This is a genomic window from Stenotrophomonas sp. 93052_Sma, from assembly GCF_056481145.1.
This window is the reverse complement of record NZ_CM151134.1, coordinates 1,520,446-1,536,891: the sequence shown is the minus strand read 5'-3', so window position 1 is coordinate 1,536,891 and position 16,446 is coordinate 1,520,446. Positions and strand designations below refer to the sequence as shown.

At 67.9% G+C, this 16,446-nt stretch carries 8 protein-coding genes, 2 tRNA genes and 3 pseudogenes; 6 read left to right on the top strand and 7 right to left on the bottom strand.

Annotated elements, in window-relative coordinates; translation table 11 throughout:
• Nucleotide 1: 1 nt before the first annotated feature.
• From ACZK2V_RS07155 to ACZK2V_RS07145, 3 genes and pseudogenes are all read right to left on the bottom strand, one after another.
• Nucleotides 2-3,029 (bottom strand): annotated as a pseudogene (locus ACZK2V_RS07155) (two-component regulator propeller domain-containing protein).
• A gap of 177 nt (nt 3,030-3,206) precedes the next feature.
• A complete protein-coding gene (locus ACZK2V_RS07150; RefSeq protein WP_049421607.1) occupies nt 3,207-4,616 on the bottom strand; it encodes an ATP-binding protein in 1,410 nt (469 codons plus the stop codon).
• A 6-nt stretch (nt 4,617-4,622) separates the two neighbouring features.
• Nucleotides 4,623-5,349: pseudogene (locus ACZK2V_RS07145) on the bottom strand (response regulator).
• 204 nt (nt 5,350-5,553) lie between these two features.
• Between ACZK2V_RS07145 and ACZK2V_RS07140 the strand changes: the two are divergent.
• The 3 genes and pseudogenes from ACZK2V_RS07140 to ACZK2V_RS07130 all read left to right on the top strand — a co-directional run bounded on the left by ACZK2V_RS07140 (nt 5,554) and on the right by ACZK2V_RS07130 (nt 10,184).
• A complete protein-coding gene (locus tag ACZK2V_RS07140) occupies nt 5,554-6,795 on the top strand; it encodes an efflux RND transporter periplasmic adaptor subunit (protein WP_486323055.1) in 1,242 nt (413 codons plus the stop codon).
• On the top strand, nt 6,792-8,750 hold the full coding sequence (locus tag ACZK2V_RS07135) for a MacB family efflux pump subunit (RefSeq protein WP_032127910.1): 1,959 nt from the start codon (nt 6,792-6,794) through the stop codon (nt 8,748-8,750). The genes ACZK2V_RS07140 and ACZK2V_RS07135 overlap by 4 nt, the downstream gene beginning before the upstream one ends.
• Nucleotides 8,747-10,184, top strand: a pseudogene (locus ACZK2V_RS07130) (efflux transporter outer membrane subunit). Before ACZK2V_RS07135 ends, ACZK2V_RS07130 begins: the two are co-directional and overlap by 4 nt.
• Before the next feature lie 76 nt (nt 10,185-10,260).
• Here the strand turns inward: ACZK2V_RS07130 and rlmB are convergent.
• The 3 genes from rlmB to rnr form a co-directional block, all read right to left on the bottom strand.
• Nucleotides 10,261-11,004 (bottom strand): 23S rRNA (guanosine(2251)-2'-O)-methyltransferase RlmB, encoded by a 744-nt coding sequence (gene rlmB, locus ACZK2V_RS07125; RefSeq protein WP_005408775.1) that lies wholly within the window; start codon nt 11,002-11,004, stop codon nt 10,261-10,263.
• Nucleotides 11,005-11,097: 93 nt separating this feature from the next.
• Nucleotides 11,098-11,592, bottom strand: a complete 495-nt coding sequence (locus tag ACZK2V_RS07120) for a GFA family protein (RefSeq protein WP_049399494.1) — start codon at nt 11,590-11,592, stop codon at nt 11,098-11,100.
• Nucleotides 11,593-11,686: 94 nt separating this feature from the next.
• Nucleotides 11,687-14,152, bottom strand: a complete 2,466-nt coding sequence (rnr, locus tag ACZK2V_RS07115; RefSeq protein WP_049421611.1) for a ribonuclease R — start codon at nt 14,150-14,152, stop codon at nt 11,687-11,689.
• Between the two features lie 128 nt (nt 14,153-14,280).
• On the opposite strand from rnr, the gene ACZK2V_RS07110 reads away from it, so the two are divergent.
• A tRNA-Leu gene (locus ACZK2V_RS07110) sits at nt 14,281-14,365 on the top strand.
• A 163-nt stretch (nt 14,366-14,528) separates the two neighbouring features.
• Nucleotides 14,529-14,613: transfer RNA gene (locus tag ACZK2V_RS07105), tRNA-Leu, on the top strand.
• A 78-nt stretch (nt 14,614-14,691) separates the two neighbouring features.
• Here the strand turns inward: ACZK2V_RS07105 and ACZK2V_RS07100 are convergent.
• Nucleotides 14,692-15,438 (bottom strand): sulfite exporter TauE/SafE family protein, encoded by a 747-nt coding sequence (locus ACZK2V_RS07100; RefSeq protein WP_329810211.1) that lies wholly within the window; start codon nt 15,436-15,438, stop codon nt 14,692-14,694.
• A 99-nt stretch (nt 15,439-15,537) separates the two neighbouring features.
• On the opposite strand from ACZK2V_RS07100, the gene ACZK2V_RS07095 reads away from it, so the two are divergent.
• Nucleotides 15,538-16,437 carry a LysR family transcriptional regulator gene (locus tag ACZK2V_RS07095; protein ID WP_277778643.1) on the top strand — a complete coding sequence of 300 codons (900 nt, stop codon included), beginning with the start codon at nt 15,538-15,540 and terminating at the stop codon, nt 16,435-16,437.
• The last annotated feature ends 9 nt before the right edge of the window (nt 16,438-16,446 follow it).

The window sequence follows — 16,446 nt, the reverse complement described above, 5'->3', positions numbered from 1 at the left end:
ATCAACCAATGCTCGTTCGGTCGCGGCCGTCGCTCTTGGCGCGGTACAACGCGCGATCAGCGCGCTGGTACAGCAGTGCCGGGGTGCGGTCGTCGGCATCCAGCTCCACCAGCCCTGCGCTGAAGGTCACGCGCAGTCCGTCCACGCCGGCCCAGTCGGGGTGGTCATGGAACAGGCCGCGCAGGCGGCGCGCACAGCTGTGCGGCTTCCTCCAGGCGGGTGTCGTTGAGCAGCAGCGCGAACTCTTCGCCACCAGTCCGCGCCGGCAGGTCCGAATCGCGGCTGGCGGCTGCAATCAACCGCGCCACCTGCACCAGCACCGCATCACCGATGCTGTGGCTGTGGCGGTCGTTGACGTCCTTGAAGTGGTCGATATCCAGCACCACCAGGCACAGCGGATGACCGCTGCGCTGCGAACGGGCGAAGTCACGCGCCAGCGTTTCATCGAAGGCACGGCGGTTGGCCAGGCCAGTCAGTGCATCCTCGCGGGCCTGCCGTTCGAATGCCTCGGCCTGGCGTGCGAGGCGCTCGGCCAGTTCGGTCTTTTCCTGGTTCAGCGCCTGCAGGTGCACGGTCTTGGCCTGCAGGTCGAAGGTCGCCTCGTCCACGCGCCGCGCCAGGCGCAGGTTGCTGGCCTTCAGCTGCTGCAGCAGCAGGCGGTACAGCGCCACCAGCCCGGCCAGCAGCAGCAGTCCACCCAGCACCTGCACGCTGCGTCGCTGCCACCAGAACGGCTCCACGGTGAAGCTCCATACCGCTTCCTGCTGGCCCCAGCTGCCGCTCGGATGGGCAGCGGCCACGTGCAGGGTGTAGTCGCCCGGCGGCAGGCCGACGAACTCCACGCTGCGCTGCGGGCCGCGTTCGACCCACCCCGTATCCAGGCCGTCCAACCGCGTGCGGTAGCGGATCCGATCAGACATCAGGTAGCTCAGGCCGACATAACTCACCGCCAAGCGGCGGCCGCCGGGAATGTAGTTGCGGTCCGGGCCTTCCCAATGCACCGGTGCGCCATCCACCTGCACGCTTTCAATCGCTGCCGGCGGTGAAAGACGCTCGCGGAAACGCTGCAGGCGTTGCGGATCGACGGTGCTCAGGCCTCCGGCGGTGACCACCCAGAACGTGCCGTCCTGGCGCAGGATCGCCGATGGCCCGGAGCTGCCGTTGGCCTGCGCATTGGCCATGCCGTCAATCTCGTTGTAGCGCTCCACCACCACCCGGGGTGCGCGGCCATCGGCCACGGCGTTGAGGGTGCCCATGTCGGTGCGCAGCACGCCGCGGTTGCTGCTGATCCACACGTTGCCAAGGCGATCCGGCACCAGTTGGAACACCGCATCCACCGGCATGCCCTGCTCCAGCCCCACCCGTGCAAGCGTGCCGTTGCGCCAGCGGTACAGGCCGCGATCGCTGCTGATCCACATCGCGTCACCCAGCTGATGGAAGCCGAACACGCTGCGGCCACCGCCCATCGGCGCGAGGTCGATCGACTGCACGTGGTCGCCGCGCAGTACGCGGATGCCCTCGATGGTGCCGATCCACAGGTTGCCCTGGTGATCGTGCTCAAGCGCGGTGATCAGGCCGCTGGGCATGCCCGCAACGCTTGATACCTGCACGCGGTCGCCGTCGATGCGGACCACGCCCTTCTGGGTGCCGGCCCAGACCACGCCCTGCGGGTCCACGCTGATCGCGCGGATGTTGCCGCCCGGCATGCCATCGGCGGCGGCATAGTTGTGCCGCAGCCGGCCATCGGGGCCAAGACGGTAGACGCCATCACCGAACGTTCCGACCCACAGGTCACCGTCCGGACCCTGCGCCAGGCTGAGCACCGAAGGTGCCTTGCCGCCGCGGTTGTGCAGCGGCATCGCACGGAAGCGGCCATCAGCAGTCTGCAGGTCGAGGCCGCTGGCACTGCCGACCCACAGCTGGCGATCGCGGTCCTCGAACACGGTGCGCACATAGTCGCCACTGAGGCCATCGCGCTCGGTGTAGCTGCTGAACAGTGTTTCGCGCAGGCGGTACAGGCCACCGTTGGCACCCACCCAGATGCTGCCCTCGGCATCCTCGCGCAGGCTGACCACGCGCCCACCCGGCAGGTTCAGGCCCGCCGGCAGGCGCTCCAGGCCATGCGCTGAGATCCGCAGCAGGCCCTGGTTCTCGGTGCCCAGCCACAGGTCGCCATGGCGATCCTGCAGCATCGAGGTCAGGTGCAGCTGCCCCGGCAGGCGGTGCATCAGCACCAGCTGATCATCCTCCACCCGGTACAGGCGCTCGCCGGCGACGATCCACAGCGCGCCATCCGGAGCGCGGTACGGCCACGACAGGCCACTGCCGGCGCCCAGCCCCCACGCCGCGGGCGCCCGCTTGAGCACCCCGTCGTTGTCGCGCAGCACCAGTCCATCCAACGTGCCGGCCCAGACCCGGTCCTGCGCATCGACCACCAGCTTGGTGAAGCTCATCGCCATCGGCAGGTCGGCGGCCGGAGCCTGGTAGACGATGCCGGTGTCCGGCGTCAGATAGCCGATGCCCTTGCCTTCATACAGCAGCCACAGGCGGCCCTGGCTGTCCATCTGCATGGACTGGATCAGGACCTGCGGGGTATCGGCCTGGTGCTCCCAGACACGCCACTGGCCATCGTTGCCGCGATGGCTGACATTGCCCCGCGAATCACTGATCCACAGCCCACCCTGGCGGTCGACGAACAGCGCGCCGATGCCGTTGTCGCGCAGGCCCGGGCGGGTACTGCGGTCGAACACGGTGAAATCCAACCCGTTGTAACGCACCAGGCCTTCCCAGGTGGCGAACCAGAGGTGGCCTTCGGGGGTCTGCGCGATGTCGCGCAGCGAGTTGTGCGGCAGGCCGTTGCGCGACGTCCATACATCAATGGCGTAGTCGCGCAGTGGCGGAGCCCCCTCCTGCGCTGCCACCGGCAGTGCAAGGGCCAGCAGCAGCCACAGCAGGCCCTGTCGCAGCCATCGACCGATATCTGATCCGCAGCGCTCCACCCAGCGCCCGATGTCCCCCTGTCCGGCCATCAGTGCAGCGGCGGCGGCCAGGCAGGGCTGCCGGGCCTGGCAGCATGCGGGAACTGCCGGGCAGCGCGGGACGGCATGCCGGCGGGGACGGGATGGCTCATCGGGGGGGAACTGGGAAGATGCGCAGATGATAGGCCAAACCCGGCCCACGGCGTCACCATCGCCAGCCGCGAAGGCTCAGCCCGCGCGGCCCGGTGGCGTCACCTGTGCACTGGCCGGCCACTGCACTACCGCCTCCAGCCCGCCTTCGGCGCGGTTGCGCAGCCACAGCCGCGCCCCGTCTTTCTCAGCCAGGGCGCGGGCGATGGTCAGGCCCAGACCGGCGCCACCGGTTTCGCGCGAACGCGAGGTTTCCACCCGCACGAACGGGTCGAACACGGCTTCCAGCTGATCCTCGGCCAGGCCCGGGCCGTCATCGGCCACCACCACGGTGATCGCGCCACCACTACGCTCGACCCGTACCCGCACCCGGTAGGCATACATCACCGCGTTGTCCACCAGATTGGAAAACAGGCGATGCATGGCCAGCGGACGCAACATCAACACCGCTCCGCTGCCACCTTCAAAGACGACATCTCCGCCGCCCTCGGCCGTGTCTTCAACGATGCTCTCCAGCAGCGAATCCAGGTCCAGTGCGGCGCGCTGCTCGGCGCTCTCCGCGCTGCGCGCCAGCTCCAGGCCTTCGCGCACCAACGCCTGCATCGCGGCCAGATCGCCGATCAGGCGCTCGCGCAGCACCTCGTCGCTGACATTCTCCAGGCGCAGGCGCAGCCGGGTCAGCGGGGTCTGCAGGTCATGGGTGATCGCCGCCAGCATCTGCGTGCGCTCGGCCAGGTGCCGCTGCAGGCGATGCTGCATGGCGTTGAAGGCTTCGGCGGCACGCTGCACTTCGCGCGGGCCGCGCAGCGGCAGTGGATCGCGCTGCAGGTCGTCGCCCAGGTCTTCGGCGGCTGCGGCCAGTTCCTGCAGCGGCGCGCTGGCCATGCGCGCGACGATATAGGCCAGCACCGCGATCGCCAGCACCAGCAGGGTCAGGAACCACGGGTCCACGGCGAGGATGCCGTTGTGTGCCACCGCCGGCGAATCCAGCGCCAGCTTCAGCAGCGTGCCGTCGTTGAGGGTCACGTCGACCGCACGGCACTTGGGCGGGATGAACGCCGGATCACGTTCGCGCGGATGCTTGCGATGCCCCGGTGGCGGCGGGGGCAGCAGGTCCTGCAGCTTGGGAATGCAGGAGCGGAACGAAGCGAAGTGCACATGCGCGCGTGCGACCGGGCCGGGCCGGTCATCGAGTACTTCCATCAACGCGGTATCGGCCCGCCCCAGGCGTGCGCCGGGTTGCAGCGCACGTACGCTCGGCCCACCGATTTCGAGCAGGCGCTCGCGCAGTTCGGGGTTGCCGTCGAGCAGGTTGACGTAGCCCTGGAGGCGGTCGGCGATGCGGTTCAGGTTCTGCCGCTCGAACTCCTGCTGGCGTTTGGAGGTAGCCAGCATGGTCGCGCCGATCGCGGCCACGCTCATGCCCAGCAGCAGGATCACGAACAACCGCCCGACCATCGAGGACAGGAAATGGCGCAGGCGCTTCATCGCGGCTTATTCCAGGTTCACCGAGGAGGCCAGTACATAGCCTTCGTTGCGAACGGTCTTGATCAGTCCGTCCGGGCCACCGTCGTCGCCCAGCTTGTTGCGCAGCCGGCTGACCTGCAGATCAATGGCGCGGTCCTGTGCCTCGTAGTTGCGGCCGCTGCTGAGCGCGACCAACTGCTCGCGCGACAGCACCTTGTTGGCGTGGGCGATGAACACCCGCAGCAGGCGGAACTCGGCGCCGGACAGCACCACCACGCGATCGTCCGGATCGACCAGGTGGCGATGCTCCAGATCGAACACCCAGCGCGAGAAGCGCGCACGGCGCACCGCCAGCGGCTCCAGGTTCGCCGGCAGCGCCTCGGTCCGGCGCAGCACGTTGCGTATGCGTGCCAGCAGCTCGCGCGGTTCGAACGGCTTGGCCAGGTAGTCGTCGGCGCCCATTTCCAGGCCCAGCACGCGGTCGATCGGCTCGGCACGCGCGGTCAGCATGATCACCGGTGTGTTCGAGCGCGCGCAGGTCGCGGCACAGGGTCAGGCCATCCTCGCGCGGCAGGTTGAGGTCGAGCACGATCAGGTCCACGTGTTCGCGGTCCAGCAGCTGGCGCATGGCGGTGCCGTCTGCGGCCGTGCTCACCTGGTAGCCGGCCCGGCCGAGCTGTTCGGCCAGCAGGGTGCGGATGTCGTTGTCGTCGTCGACGATCAGCAGTCGATGCATCGTGTTTTCAGTCTCCATGTCGCGATCATCCCGTGTCGGCAGCTGAACCGCATCCGGGGCAATGCGTACCAGTGTATCCACCCATGGGCGGGATACCTGTGGTTACGCGTATTCACCGACAGTGTTACATAGAGACATACCCCGAGGATTGAGCCGCCCATCGCCCGGTCTTCACAATGCCCACCAACGCCGCCACCGCGGCCCCGAGAGTGAAGCCACGACGTGACGTTCCGCCTGCTGCCCGCGACCCGCCGGGGTCGCCTGATACTGATCGCCCTGCTCGCCCTTGCCGTTGCCGCAGCCGCCTGGTGGCTGCTGCGCAAGCCCGCCGCCCCGGCGGTGGCGACCACGCCCGTCAGCCGTGGTGACATCGAGCAGACGGTGGACGCCACCGGCGTGATCGACGCCTACAAGCTGGTCAGCGTCGGTGCCCAGGCCTCGGGCCAGATCATATCGCTGAAGGTGCAGCTGGGCGACACCGTGAAGGAAGGCGACCTGATCGCTGAGATCGATGCCACCACCCAGCAGAACCAGGTGCTCAATGCGCAGGCCTCGCTGGACCAGGTCACCGCCCAGCGCGCCGTGCAGCAGGCCACCCTGCGCCAGGCCGAACTGGAATTCGCGCGCCAGCAGCAGATGCTGGCCGCCGAGGCCACCTCGCGCCAGGAGTACGATGCCGCCGAGGCGCAGCTGAAGACCGCCCGTGCCCAGCTGCAGTCCTACGAGGCGCAGATCAAGGGCCGCGAAACCGAGCTGGGCACCGCCCGCGCCAACCTTGCCTACACCCGCATCACCGCGCCGATGGACGGCACCGTGGTGGCGGTGGTGGCCGAGGAAGGTCGCACCGTGAACGCCAACCAGACCGCACCGACCATCGTCATGCTGGCACGGCTGGACGTGGTCACGGTCAATGCCGAGATCTCCGAAGCCGACGTGGTGAAGATCAAGGCCGGCATGCCGGTGTACTTCACCACGCTGGGCGACCCGGATCGCAAGTACCACGCCACGCTGCGCCAGATCAATCCGGCGCCGGCCTCGATCGCCAACGAGAGTTCGTCCAGTTCCAGCAGCTCGTCCAGTTCCAGCTCCAGCAGCGCGGTGTACTACAACGCGCTGTTCGACGTGGAAAACCCGGATGGCACCCTGCGCATCGACATGACCGCGCAGGTCTCGGTACTGCTGAAGCAGGCCAAGGGCGTGCTGATGGTGCCGGCGGTGGCACTGGGGCCGAAGCGCCGTGGCGACGAGCGCACGGTGCGGGTGCTGGACGACAAGGGCCAGCCGCAGCCGCGCAAGGTCACCGTCGGCATCAACAACGGCGCCTCGGCCGAGATCCTGTCCGGGCTGGAGGAAGGCGAGCGCGTGGTGGTCGGCGAAGCCGGTGCGGCCGGTGCCAGCGCCGGCGGTGGCAACCGTGGCGGCATGCAGATGCGGGTCGGCGGCCCGGGCATGGGGCGCCGATGAGCACGACGGCGCCGCTGCTGCGCCTGCGCGACCTGCGACGCGAATTCCCGGCCGGCGACGATGTGATCGCCGTGCTGCGCGACGTCAACCTCGACATCCACGCCGGTGAGATGGTGGCCATCGTCGGCCAGTCCGGCTCAGGCAAGTCGACGCTGATGAACATCCTCGGCTGCCTCGATCGTCCCACCCGTGGCAGCTACCAGGTGGCCGGCCGCGAAACCGGGAAGATGGAGCCGGACGAGCTGGCCGAACTGCGTCGCGAGCATTTCGGCTTCATCTTCCAGCGCTACCACCTGCTGGGCGACCTCGATGCGCGCGGCAACGTGGAAGTGCCGGCGGTGTACGCCGGCAGCCCCGGCCCGGTGCGCAACGCGCGTGCCGAGCAGCTGCTGCAGCGGCTGGGCCTGAGCGACCGCATGCACCACAAGCCGGGCCAGCTGTCCGGCGGCCAGCAGCAGCGCGTGTCGATCGCACGTGCCCTGATGAACGGCGGCGAGGTGATCCTGGCCGACGAACCGACCGGCGCGCTCGACACGAAATCCGGCGAGGAAGTGATGGCGATCCTCGGCGAGCTGCACGCTGAAGGCCACACCATCATCATCGTCACCCACGACATGAGCGTGGCCGAACACGCGCAGCGCATCATCGAGATCCGCGACGGCGAGATCATCGCCGACCGCGCCAACCCGAATGCACCGACCTACCGCGCGCAGCGCGAGGCCAGCACCGGCGTCGCCCGCGGCAACAGCTGGCGGGCCGCGCGCGACCGCTTCACCGAAGCATTCCGCATGGCGTTGCTGGCGATGAATGCACATCGGCTGCGCACCTTCCTGACCATGCTTGGCATCATCATCGGTATCGCCTCGGTGGTCTCGGTGGTGGCGCTGGGCAACGGCTCGCAGCAGCAGATCCTGCAGAACATCAGCGCGCTCGGCACCAACACCATCGATGTCTACCCCGGCCGTGGTTTCGGCGACATGCGCTCGGCCCGCGTGCAGACGCTCAAAGCCAGTGATGCCGATGCGCTGGCCCGGCAGAGCTACGTCGACAGCTCCACGCCCAGCGTGTCGACCTCGGTCACCGCGCGTTACCGCAACCAGTCCTCCACCGCCCAGGTCAGCGGCGTCGGCGAGCAGTTCTTCCGGGTCAAGGGCGTGACCCTGCTCAGCGGCAGCTTCTTCGATGCCGATGCGGTGAAGGGCCTCGGCCAGGTGGCGGTGATCGACGAGAACACCCAGACCCAGTTCTTCCCCGATGTCGATCCGATCGGCCAGGTGATCCTGCTCGGCAACGTGCCGGCGCGCGTGGTCGGCGTGGCCAAGCGCCAGAGCTTCGGGTTCGGCGGCAGCACCAGCCTGAGCGTGTGGCTGCCGTACACCACGGTGATGTCGCGCATGCTCGGCCAGAGCCACGTGTCCAGCATCACCGTGCGCGTGGACGACGCCACGCCGATGGATGCCGCACAGGAAGCGATCACCCGACTGTTGACCATGCGCCATGGCACCGAGGACTTCTTCCTCAGCAACAGCGCCGAGATCCGCCAGACCATCGAGCAGACCACGCGCACGATGACCCTGCTGATCGGCGCCATCGCCGCCATCGCACTGCTGGTCGGTGGTATCGGTGTGATGAACATCATGCTGGTGTCGGTCACCGAGCGTACCCGCGAGATCGGCGTGCGCATGGCCGTGGGTGCACGGCAGAGTGATATCCGCCAGCAGTTCCTGATCGAGGCGGTGCTGGTCTGCCTGCTTGGCGGCGTGCTCGGCATCGGCCTGGCCCTGCTGCTGGGCTCGATGATCGGGCGCTTCGCCAGCGACTTCCAGGTGCTGTTCTCCACTGCCTCGATCGTTGCCGCGTTCGCCTGCTCGACCCTGATCGGCGTGGCGTTCGGCTTCCTGCCCGCGCGTAACGCCGCGCAGCTCGACCCGGTGGAGGCCCTGGCCCGCGAATGAAGATGATGACCCGACTGCCCTTCCCTGCTCCATCGCGCCTGCTGCTGGCCGGCGCCGTACTGCTCGCCCTGTCCGGCTGCGCGTCGGTGGGCCGCTATCCGGTGCAGGCCCCCGACGTGGCGGCGACTTACGGTCGTGGCGACGCCACCCTCAATGCGCCCGCCGACGATCCGCGCAGCAGCCTGGATACTCCGGGCCGCGACATCCGCCAGGACACCTGGTGGACCGGTTTCGGCGATGAACGTCTCGACCGTCTGGTGGCGCAGGCGCTGGCCGCCAACAGCGATCTTGCCGCCGCTGGCCTGGCCGTGCAGCGTTCGCGCCTGCAGGCCGGCCTGGCCAGCAACGCGCTGTGGCCACAGCCTTCGTCGTCCGGCGTCAGCGGCAATGCCAGCCGCGCCACCGACCAGGCCGACGACTGGCGCCGCAGCTATTCCACCGGCGTCTCGCTGGGCTGGGAAGTGGACCTGTGGGGCCGCCTGCGCACCCAGCGCGACATCGCCCGCTGGGAAGCCGAGGCCAGCGAGGAAGACCGGCAGAACACCGCGCTGCTGGTGATCAGCGACACCATCACCCAGTACTGGACGCTGGCTTACCTCAACCAGTCGATTGCCACCGGCCAGGCCAACCTGGAGCGCCTGGAACGCACCCGCGAACTGGTGCAGGCACGCTTCGACGCCGGTGCGGTATCGCGCCTGGAAGTACGCCAGGCGCTGCAGAACCTGCAGTCGCAGCGGTCTTCGCAGAGCGCACTGGAGCAGCAGCGGGTGGAAGTACGCAACGCACTGACCGTGCTGCTGGACGGCACGCCCTGGCCGCAGCAGGACGAACCGCAGGACCTGCTGGGCGCACGCAGCCCCAGCATCGCAGAGGGCCTGCCGACCGACCTGCTCGGTCGCCGTCCCGACCTGCGCGCGGCCGAACTGCGCCTGCGCAACAGCCTGAAGACCATCAAGGTGACCGCTACCCAGTACTACCCGGCGCTGAGCCTGACCGGCAGCCTTGGCTCCAGTGCAACGTCGCTGGGTGACGTGCTGCGCAACCCGGTGGCCACGCTGGGCGCCGGCCTGTCGCTTCCGTTCCTCAACCTGCAGCGCGCAGCTGGATACCGATATCGCCGGCACCGCCTACCAGATCGCCGCGACCAATTTCCGCAAGACGCTGTATACCGCGCTCTCGGAAGTGGACAACGCGCTGTCGGCACGCGAGCAGCTGGCGCGCCAGGTAGCGGCCTCGCAGGCCTCGTACGACGAAGCGGTGGAAGTGGAACGCGCGCAGGAAGTGCGCTACCGCGTGGGCGCCACCGATCTGCGCACCTGGCTGGAAGCGCAGCAGACCCGGCGCGATGCCGAGCTGTCGCTGGCGCGCGTGCGCCAGGGCCAGCTGAACAACGACGTGACCCTGTTCAAGGCACTGGGCGGCAGCGCGGGGTGAGGCTTTAGGAGCGCCAACCAAGGTTGGCGACTACCCGATAGGTGTCGACCTTGGTCGACACAGCCGCTGCTGCCGATCAACCGCGCTGGCGCACGGCCTCGAACAGGCTGACGCCGGCGGCGACGGAGACGTTCAGGCTCTCGATCTCGCCCGGCATCGGGATCTTGACCAGGCCATCGCAGTTCTCGCGGGTCAGGCGGCGCAGGCCATCGGCTTCGCCGCCCAGCACCAGGGCGATGTTGCCCTTCAGGTCCAGCTGGTACAGCGAGGCGGTGGCTTCGCCGGCCAGGCCGTAGATCCACACGCCCTGCTTCTGCAGGTCCTTCAGGCAGCGCGACAGGTTGGTCACCGCCACCACCGGGATGAGATCGGCGGCACCGGCCGAGGTCTTGCGCACGGTGGCATTGACCGTGGCCGACTTGTCCTTGGGGATGATCACGGCAGTCGCGCCGGCGGCAGCCGCCGAGCGCAGGCAGGCTCCGAGATTGTGCGGGTCCTGCACTTCGTCCAGCACCAGCAGCAGGGCCTTGCCCTCGGCCGCGGTGACCAGGCCTTCCAGCTCGTTCTCGCTGTAGGTGCGGGCGGCGGCATAGCGCGCGGCCACGCCCTGGTGGCGCACCGAACCGCCGACACCGTCCAGCGCCTGGCTGTTCACCTTGCGCACGTCGATGCCCTTGCGGCGGGCGTTTTCCTCGATCTCGGTCAGGCGCGGGTTCTTCGCACCGGCCTCGACCAGCACTTCGCGGACGTTCTCGGCGTCGTTCTCGATGGAGGAGGCGACGGCGTTGACGCCGACAATCCACTGGCTGTTCTTGCTCATGCGGGCGGGGACCGGAAAGGGGGCGGCTATGGTAGAGCATCGGCGCCGACCGCGCTGCGCGCTCGCCGGGCACGGCCCGGCGCTACCCGCCGCTCAGCCTTCGGCGGAGCGGCTGCGCGGCGGCCAGTGCGGGGTGTCGTGGTCGGGGTGCTGGTGGGACACGATGGTGGCCAGGAACTCCAGCGCCGCGATGTCTTCCTCGGTACGCCGCGCCGGCAGGCTGGCCAGGCTGTCGACGAAGGGCAGCTTGCGTTCGACTCCGTACTGGATGGTCGGTGGCAGGCGTTCGGGTTGGTCAAAGGCACCAGCGGCCACGGCAACGCCGTCGGGGGCTTCATAGGTCAACGGGGTACCGCAGTCGGCGCAGAAGCCACGCCGCACCACGTTGGACGACTGGAAATAGCGTGGCTGGCCGCGGGTCCAGCTGAACTGCACGCCGCGCACCGACACCAGCGGCGCGTAATAGGCACCGAAGGCCTTCTGGCACATCCGGCAGTGGCAGATCGAGCTGTCGGTCAGCTCGCCTCGCGCCTGGAAGCGGATCGCGCCGCACTGGCAGCCGCCGCTGTATTCGGGTTGGCCCTGCATGCGATGTCTCCTGGTGGTGCCGGCCGCTGGCCGGCAACCCGTCGGTGCCGAGGGTGCCATGGATGCCGGCCAGCGGCCGGCACTACCACGGTCATCAGTATTTCTCTTTCTTCCGCTTGGCCGGCTTGCCACGCTCGGGCAGCGGCGGCAGGCCATCGCCTTCATCCTCACCCTTGTGCTCGACCAGGCGGAAGTCGATCTTGCGCTCTTCCATGCTGGCCTTCAGCACCAGGATGCGCACGCGATCACCCAGCCGGTAGCTGCTGCCACGGCGCTCGCCGGTCAGCGTCTTGCGGGTCGCGTCGAACTTGTAATAGTCCTGCGGCAGCTGGGTCACATGGACCAGGCCCTGCACCTTCGACTCGTCCAGCTCCACGAACAGGCCGAAGCTGGTCACGCCGCTGATCACGCCATCGAACTGGCCGCCTACGTGCTTTTCCATCCACGCGGCGCGGTAGCGCTCGTCGACCTCGCGCTCGGCCTCATCGGCACGGCGCTCACGCTCGGAGCACTGCAGCGCCAGCGCAGCCATCTCGCGTGCGTTGTAGGTGAACTTGTCCAGCGGCTTGCCGGACAACGCGTGCTTGATCGCGCGGTGCACCAGCAGGTCAGGGTAGCGACGGATCGGCGAGGTGAAGTGCGCGTACGCCTCCAACGCCAGGCCGAAGTGACCGTGATTCTCCGGGCTGTAGATCGCCAGACTCTGGCTGCGCAGCAGCACCGATTCCAGCAACGTGGCATCAGGACGGTCGCGGATCTTCTTCAGCAGCTTGGTGTAATCGCCCGGACGCACCTTGGACCACGGCGGCAGGCTCAGCTTGAACTCCTTGAGGAATTCCAGCAGGTCGGCGTACTTGGTTTCCGGCGGCTTCTCGTGGATGCGGTACGGGGCCGGCACATGGCGCGACAGCAGGTACCTGGCCGCCTCGACGTTGGCCGCGATCATGCATTCCTCGATCAGCTTGTGCGCGTCGTTGCGCACCAGCATGCCGGCCTGGGTGACTTCACCGCGGTTGTCCAGCACGAAGCGCACCTCGCTGCTTTCGAACTCGATGGCGCCGCGCTTGGCACGTGCCTTGGACAGCACCTTGTACAGCTGGTGCAGGCGCTGCACCTGCGGCAGCAGGTCGCCCATCCAGGCCTTGGTATCGGCATCGTCCTCGCCCACCGCCTTCCACACCTGGGTGTAGGTCAGGCGCGCGTGCGAGTTCATCACCGCCTCGTAGAAGCGCGAATGCGTAACCAGGCCGTCGCGGTCGATCTGCATGTCGCAGACAAAGCACATGCGGTCGACCTTCGGCATCAGCGAGCAGATGCCGTTGGACAGCGTCTCCGGCAGCATCGGCACTACGAAGCCCGGGAAGTACACCGAGGTGGCGCGCTTCTGCGCCTCCTCATCCAGCGGCGTGCCGGGGCGCACGTAGTTCGAGACATCGGCGATCGCCACCACCAGGCGGAAACCCTCGGCATTCGGCTCGCAGTAGACCGCGTCGTCGAAGTCCTTGGCATCCTCGCCATCGATGGTGACCAGCGGCGTGCTGCGCAGGTCGACGCGGTCGCCGATCATCGCCGGCTCGACCACCAGCGGCACCGAAGCCGCTTCGTCCAGCACCTCCTGCGGGAACTCGAACGGCAGCTCGTGGCCGTGGATGGCGGTCTCCACCACCAGCGACGCGGTCAGCTTGTCGCCGAGCACGGCGATGATGCGGCCGATCGGCGGACGGCGGCTGTCCGGCGCCTGGGTCAGTTCGCAGACCACCAGCTGGCCATCGCGCGCACCACCGGTCTGGTCCGGCGGCACCTGCACGTTGCGCTGCACGCGCTTGTCGTCGGGCACCACGTAGTTGATGCCCATCTCGATGCTGAAGCGGCCGATCAGGCGGGTCATGCCGCGCTCGAGCACGCGGGCGATGCTGCCTTCGCGACGGCCACGATGGTCGATGCCGGTCACACGGGCCAGCACCTTGTCGCCGTGCATGACCTTGCGCATCTCATACGGCGGCAGGAACAGGTCGTCACCGCCCTCGACCGGGCGCAGGAAACCGAACCCTTCCGGGTTGGCGATCACCACGCCAGTGACCAGGTTCAGGGTCTGGATCGGGGCGAAACCGCCGCGGCGGTTCTGCACCAACTGGCCGTCGCGGACCATGGCACCGAGCCGGCGCGACAGCGCCTCGGCCCGGTCCGGCGCGGTCAGGCCCAGGCGCGCGCCCAGTTCCTCGGCGGTCTGCGGCCCTTCGCAGCGTTCCAGCAGGGCCAGGATGGCCTCGCGGCTGGCGATGGGCTGTTCGTACTTCTCGGCTTCGCGGGCGGCATAGGGATCGTCGATCACCTTGCCGGTCGGCGGCAGCTTGCGGCCCGGGGCCGGGCCCGGAGCGGCGGCATCGGCGCTGCGGACCTTGCGACCACGCGGTGGTGCGCCGCCTTCATTCAATTCGGGGAACCAGCCCGGCAACGGCTTGCCCGGCTTGGTGGTGCGGGCCGTGCCCGCCTTGGCGCCCTTCTTCGGGGCCTGGCTGCGGGAGGTGCTCCCGCCCTTGCTTGGTTTTTTGGTAGTCATCGCCCTACATGGTAGCCGCTGACGGCGTGCAGAACGGGTCAGCGGCTGTCTTGAAGGCCTTGCATGAAAAATATTCAGGAAGTCGTTGACAGCCTGCGGATTCATCTTCACAATTGCGCCTCTGGAACGCCCAGGTGGCGGAATTGGTAGACGCACTAGTTTCAGGTACTAGCGGGTAAAACCGTGGAGGTTCGAGTCCTCTCCTGGGCACCAACGAAAAAACTCCTCGCTTCGGCGGGGATTTTTTTTGCCTGTAGTCCGGCCCTGAGGCTCGACTCTTTCTCCCCCAGGAAGGAACTCCGACCCGGTATCGGCAATGATCTTCACAAGGGTGTTGACACCCCCGTAACAACACCCCATAATCTCGCTCCTCGACGCCCAGGTGGCGGAATTGGTAGACGCACTAGTTTCAGGTACTAGCGGGTAAAACCGTGGAGGTTCGAGTCCTCTCCTGGGCACCACGTCGAGAATGAGAAAAACCCGCGAAAGCGGGTTTTTTCATGCCCGTGATTCGGCATCGCCGCGACCGGCGGCCGGCATCAGAACAGCGGTCGCAGCACCAGCTCCAGCCCGAGCAGCAGCAGGAATCCCAGGAAGCAGACCCGGAACACCCGCGCACTGATGCGCTGCCGGATCACCTGCCCCAGCCACATGCCCAGCAATGCCGGCAGCACCGCCAGCGTACTCAGCCCCAGCTGCTGGATGCCGAATGCGCCGTGCAGCACCAGGCCAGTGGTCAGCGAAATCGTCGACACAGTGAACGCCAGTCCCAGCGCCTGCACCAGCTCCTCGCGCTGCAACCCCAGCGACTGCAGGTACGGCACCGCCGGCATCACGAACACGCCGGTGGCGCCGGTCACCACACCCGACAACGCCCCCACCAGCGGCCCCAGCCATCGCTCGCGCCGCTGCGGCACGCGGAACACCGGCGCAAGCAGGGCATAGGCCGCATAAACCACCAGCGCAACGCCCAGCGCAACACGCGACCAGGTGCGATCGACCCGCACCAGCAGCGCTGCCGAACCCAGCGTCACCACCACCACGGCCAGCATCATCGGCCACAGGCGCCGCACGATGTGGCCCAGTGAGGGGCCGGACAACAGCTGCCACGCATTGGTGACGAAGGTGGGGATGAACAGCATCGATGCCGCCGCCACCGGAGACAGCGCGCCACCGAGCAGACCCATCGCCACTGTCGGCAAGCCCATGCCGGTCACGCCCTTGACCACACCGGCCAGCACGAACACCACCACCAGCAGCACGTAGAAGTACATCGATTCATTCATGCCTTCATTGGATCGGCCGGCCGCTCGGCGCACAATGCGGTCTTCCCGGCCTCGCCTTCGGCTGATCCGAAGGCGCAGGCGTTGCGATGAGGGCATCACATGCGGATGGATATCGCCGACCTGCGCCTGTTCCTGGCCATTGCCGAAGCGGGCAGCATCACGGCCGGTGCCGCGCAGGCAAACCTGGCACTGGGCTCAGCCAGTGAGCGCCTGCGCACGATCGAAGCCGATGCCGGTACCCCGCTGTTGAACCGGCACCCACGCGGCGTCAGCCTGACCGAAGCCGGTGCCGCGCTCGCCCACCATGCACGCTTGATCCTGCAGCAGCAGGCGCAGCTGCGCGGTGAACTGCAGGCGTTCGCGCACGGTGCGCGCGGCACCCTGCATCTGTATGCCAACACCGCAGCACTGACCAACTACCTGCCTTCGCGGCTCGCACCGTGGCTGGCCGAACGCCCGCGCCTGCACGTGGAACTGCTGGAGCGCACCAGCCCTGAAGTCGTGCGTGCGATCAGTGCTGGCCAGGCCGAGGCCGGCATCATCAGCGATGCCGTCGACGCTGCCGGCCTGCAGCAGCATGTGGTCGCCGAAGATCCGCTGGTGATGCTGCTGCCCGAAGACCACCGCTTCGCATCGCGGCGCAGCGTGGCCTTCACCGATGTTGCCGGCGAGACCTTCGTCGCACTGGCCGATGGCAATGCACTGCAGACCTACATCGAGGACCAGGCGCGCGACATCGGGCGGCGCCTGGATGTACGCATCCGCATGAAGACCTTCGAAGGCGTATGCATCATGGTCGGCCACGGCATTGGTGTCGGCATCGTGCCGCGGACCATCGCCCGCCAGCATCGGCGCAGCACGCATACCGTCGCCGTACCGCTCGCCGATGCATGGGCACAGCGCCGCCTGTGCGCCTGTTTTGCCGAATGGGCGCAGTTGTCATCGGCGATGCGCAGCCTGCTGCTTCACCTAGGCGTACAGCCGCAGAAAAAGGTGTGAAATGTTGTT

Bases quoted from the DNA above. Each gene is read 5' to 3' on its own strand.
- ACZK2V_RS07150 (WP_049421607.1), bottom strand. From the start codon at position 4,616: ATGAAGCGCCTGCGCCATTTCCTGTCCTCGATGGTCGGGCGGTTGTTC.
- ACZK2V_RS07135 (WP_032127910.1), top strand. From the start codon at position 6,792: ATGAGCACGACGGCGCCGCTGCTGCGCCTGCGCGACCTGCGACGCGAA.
- rlmB (WP_005408775.1), bottom strand. From the start codon at position 11,004: ATGAGCAAGAACAGCCAGTGGATTGTCGGCGTCAACGCCGTCGCCTCC.
- ACZK2V_RS07120 (WP_049399494.1), bottom strand. From the start codon at position 11,592: ATGCAGGGCCAACCCGAATACAGCGGCGGCTGCCAGTGCGGCGCGATC.
- rnr (WP_049421611.1), bottom strand. From the start codon at position 14,152: ATGACTACCAAAAAACCAAGCAAGGGCGGGAGCACCTCCCGCAGCCAG.
- ACZK2V_RS07100 (WP_329810211.1), bottom strand. From the start codon at position 15,438: ATGAATGAATCGATGTACTTCTACGTGCTGCTGGTGGTGGTGTTCGTG.
- ACZK2V_RS07095 (WP_277778643.1), top strand. From the start codon at position 15,538: ATGCGGATGGATATCGCCGACCTGCGCCTGTTCCTGGCCATTGCCGAA.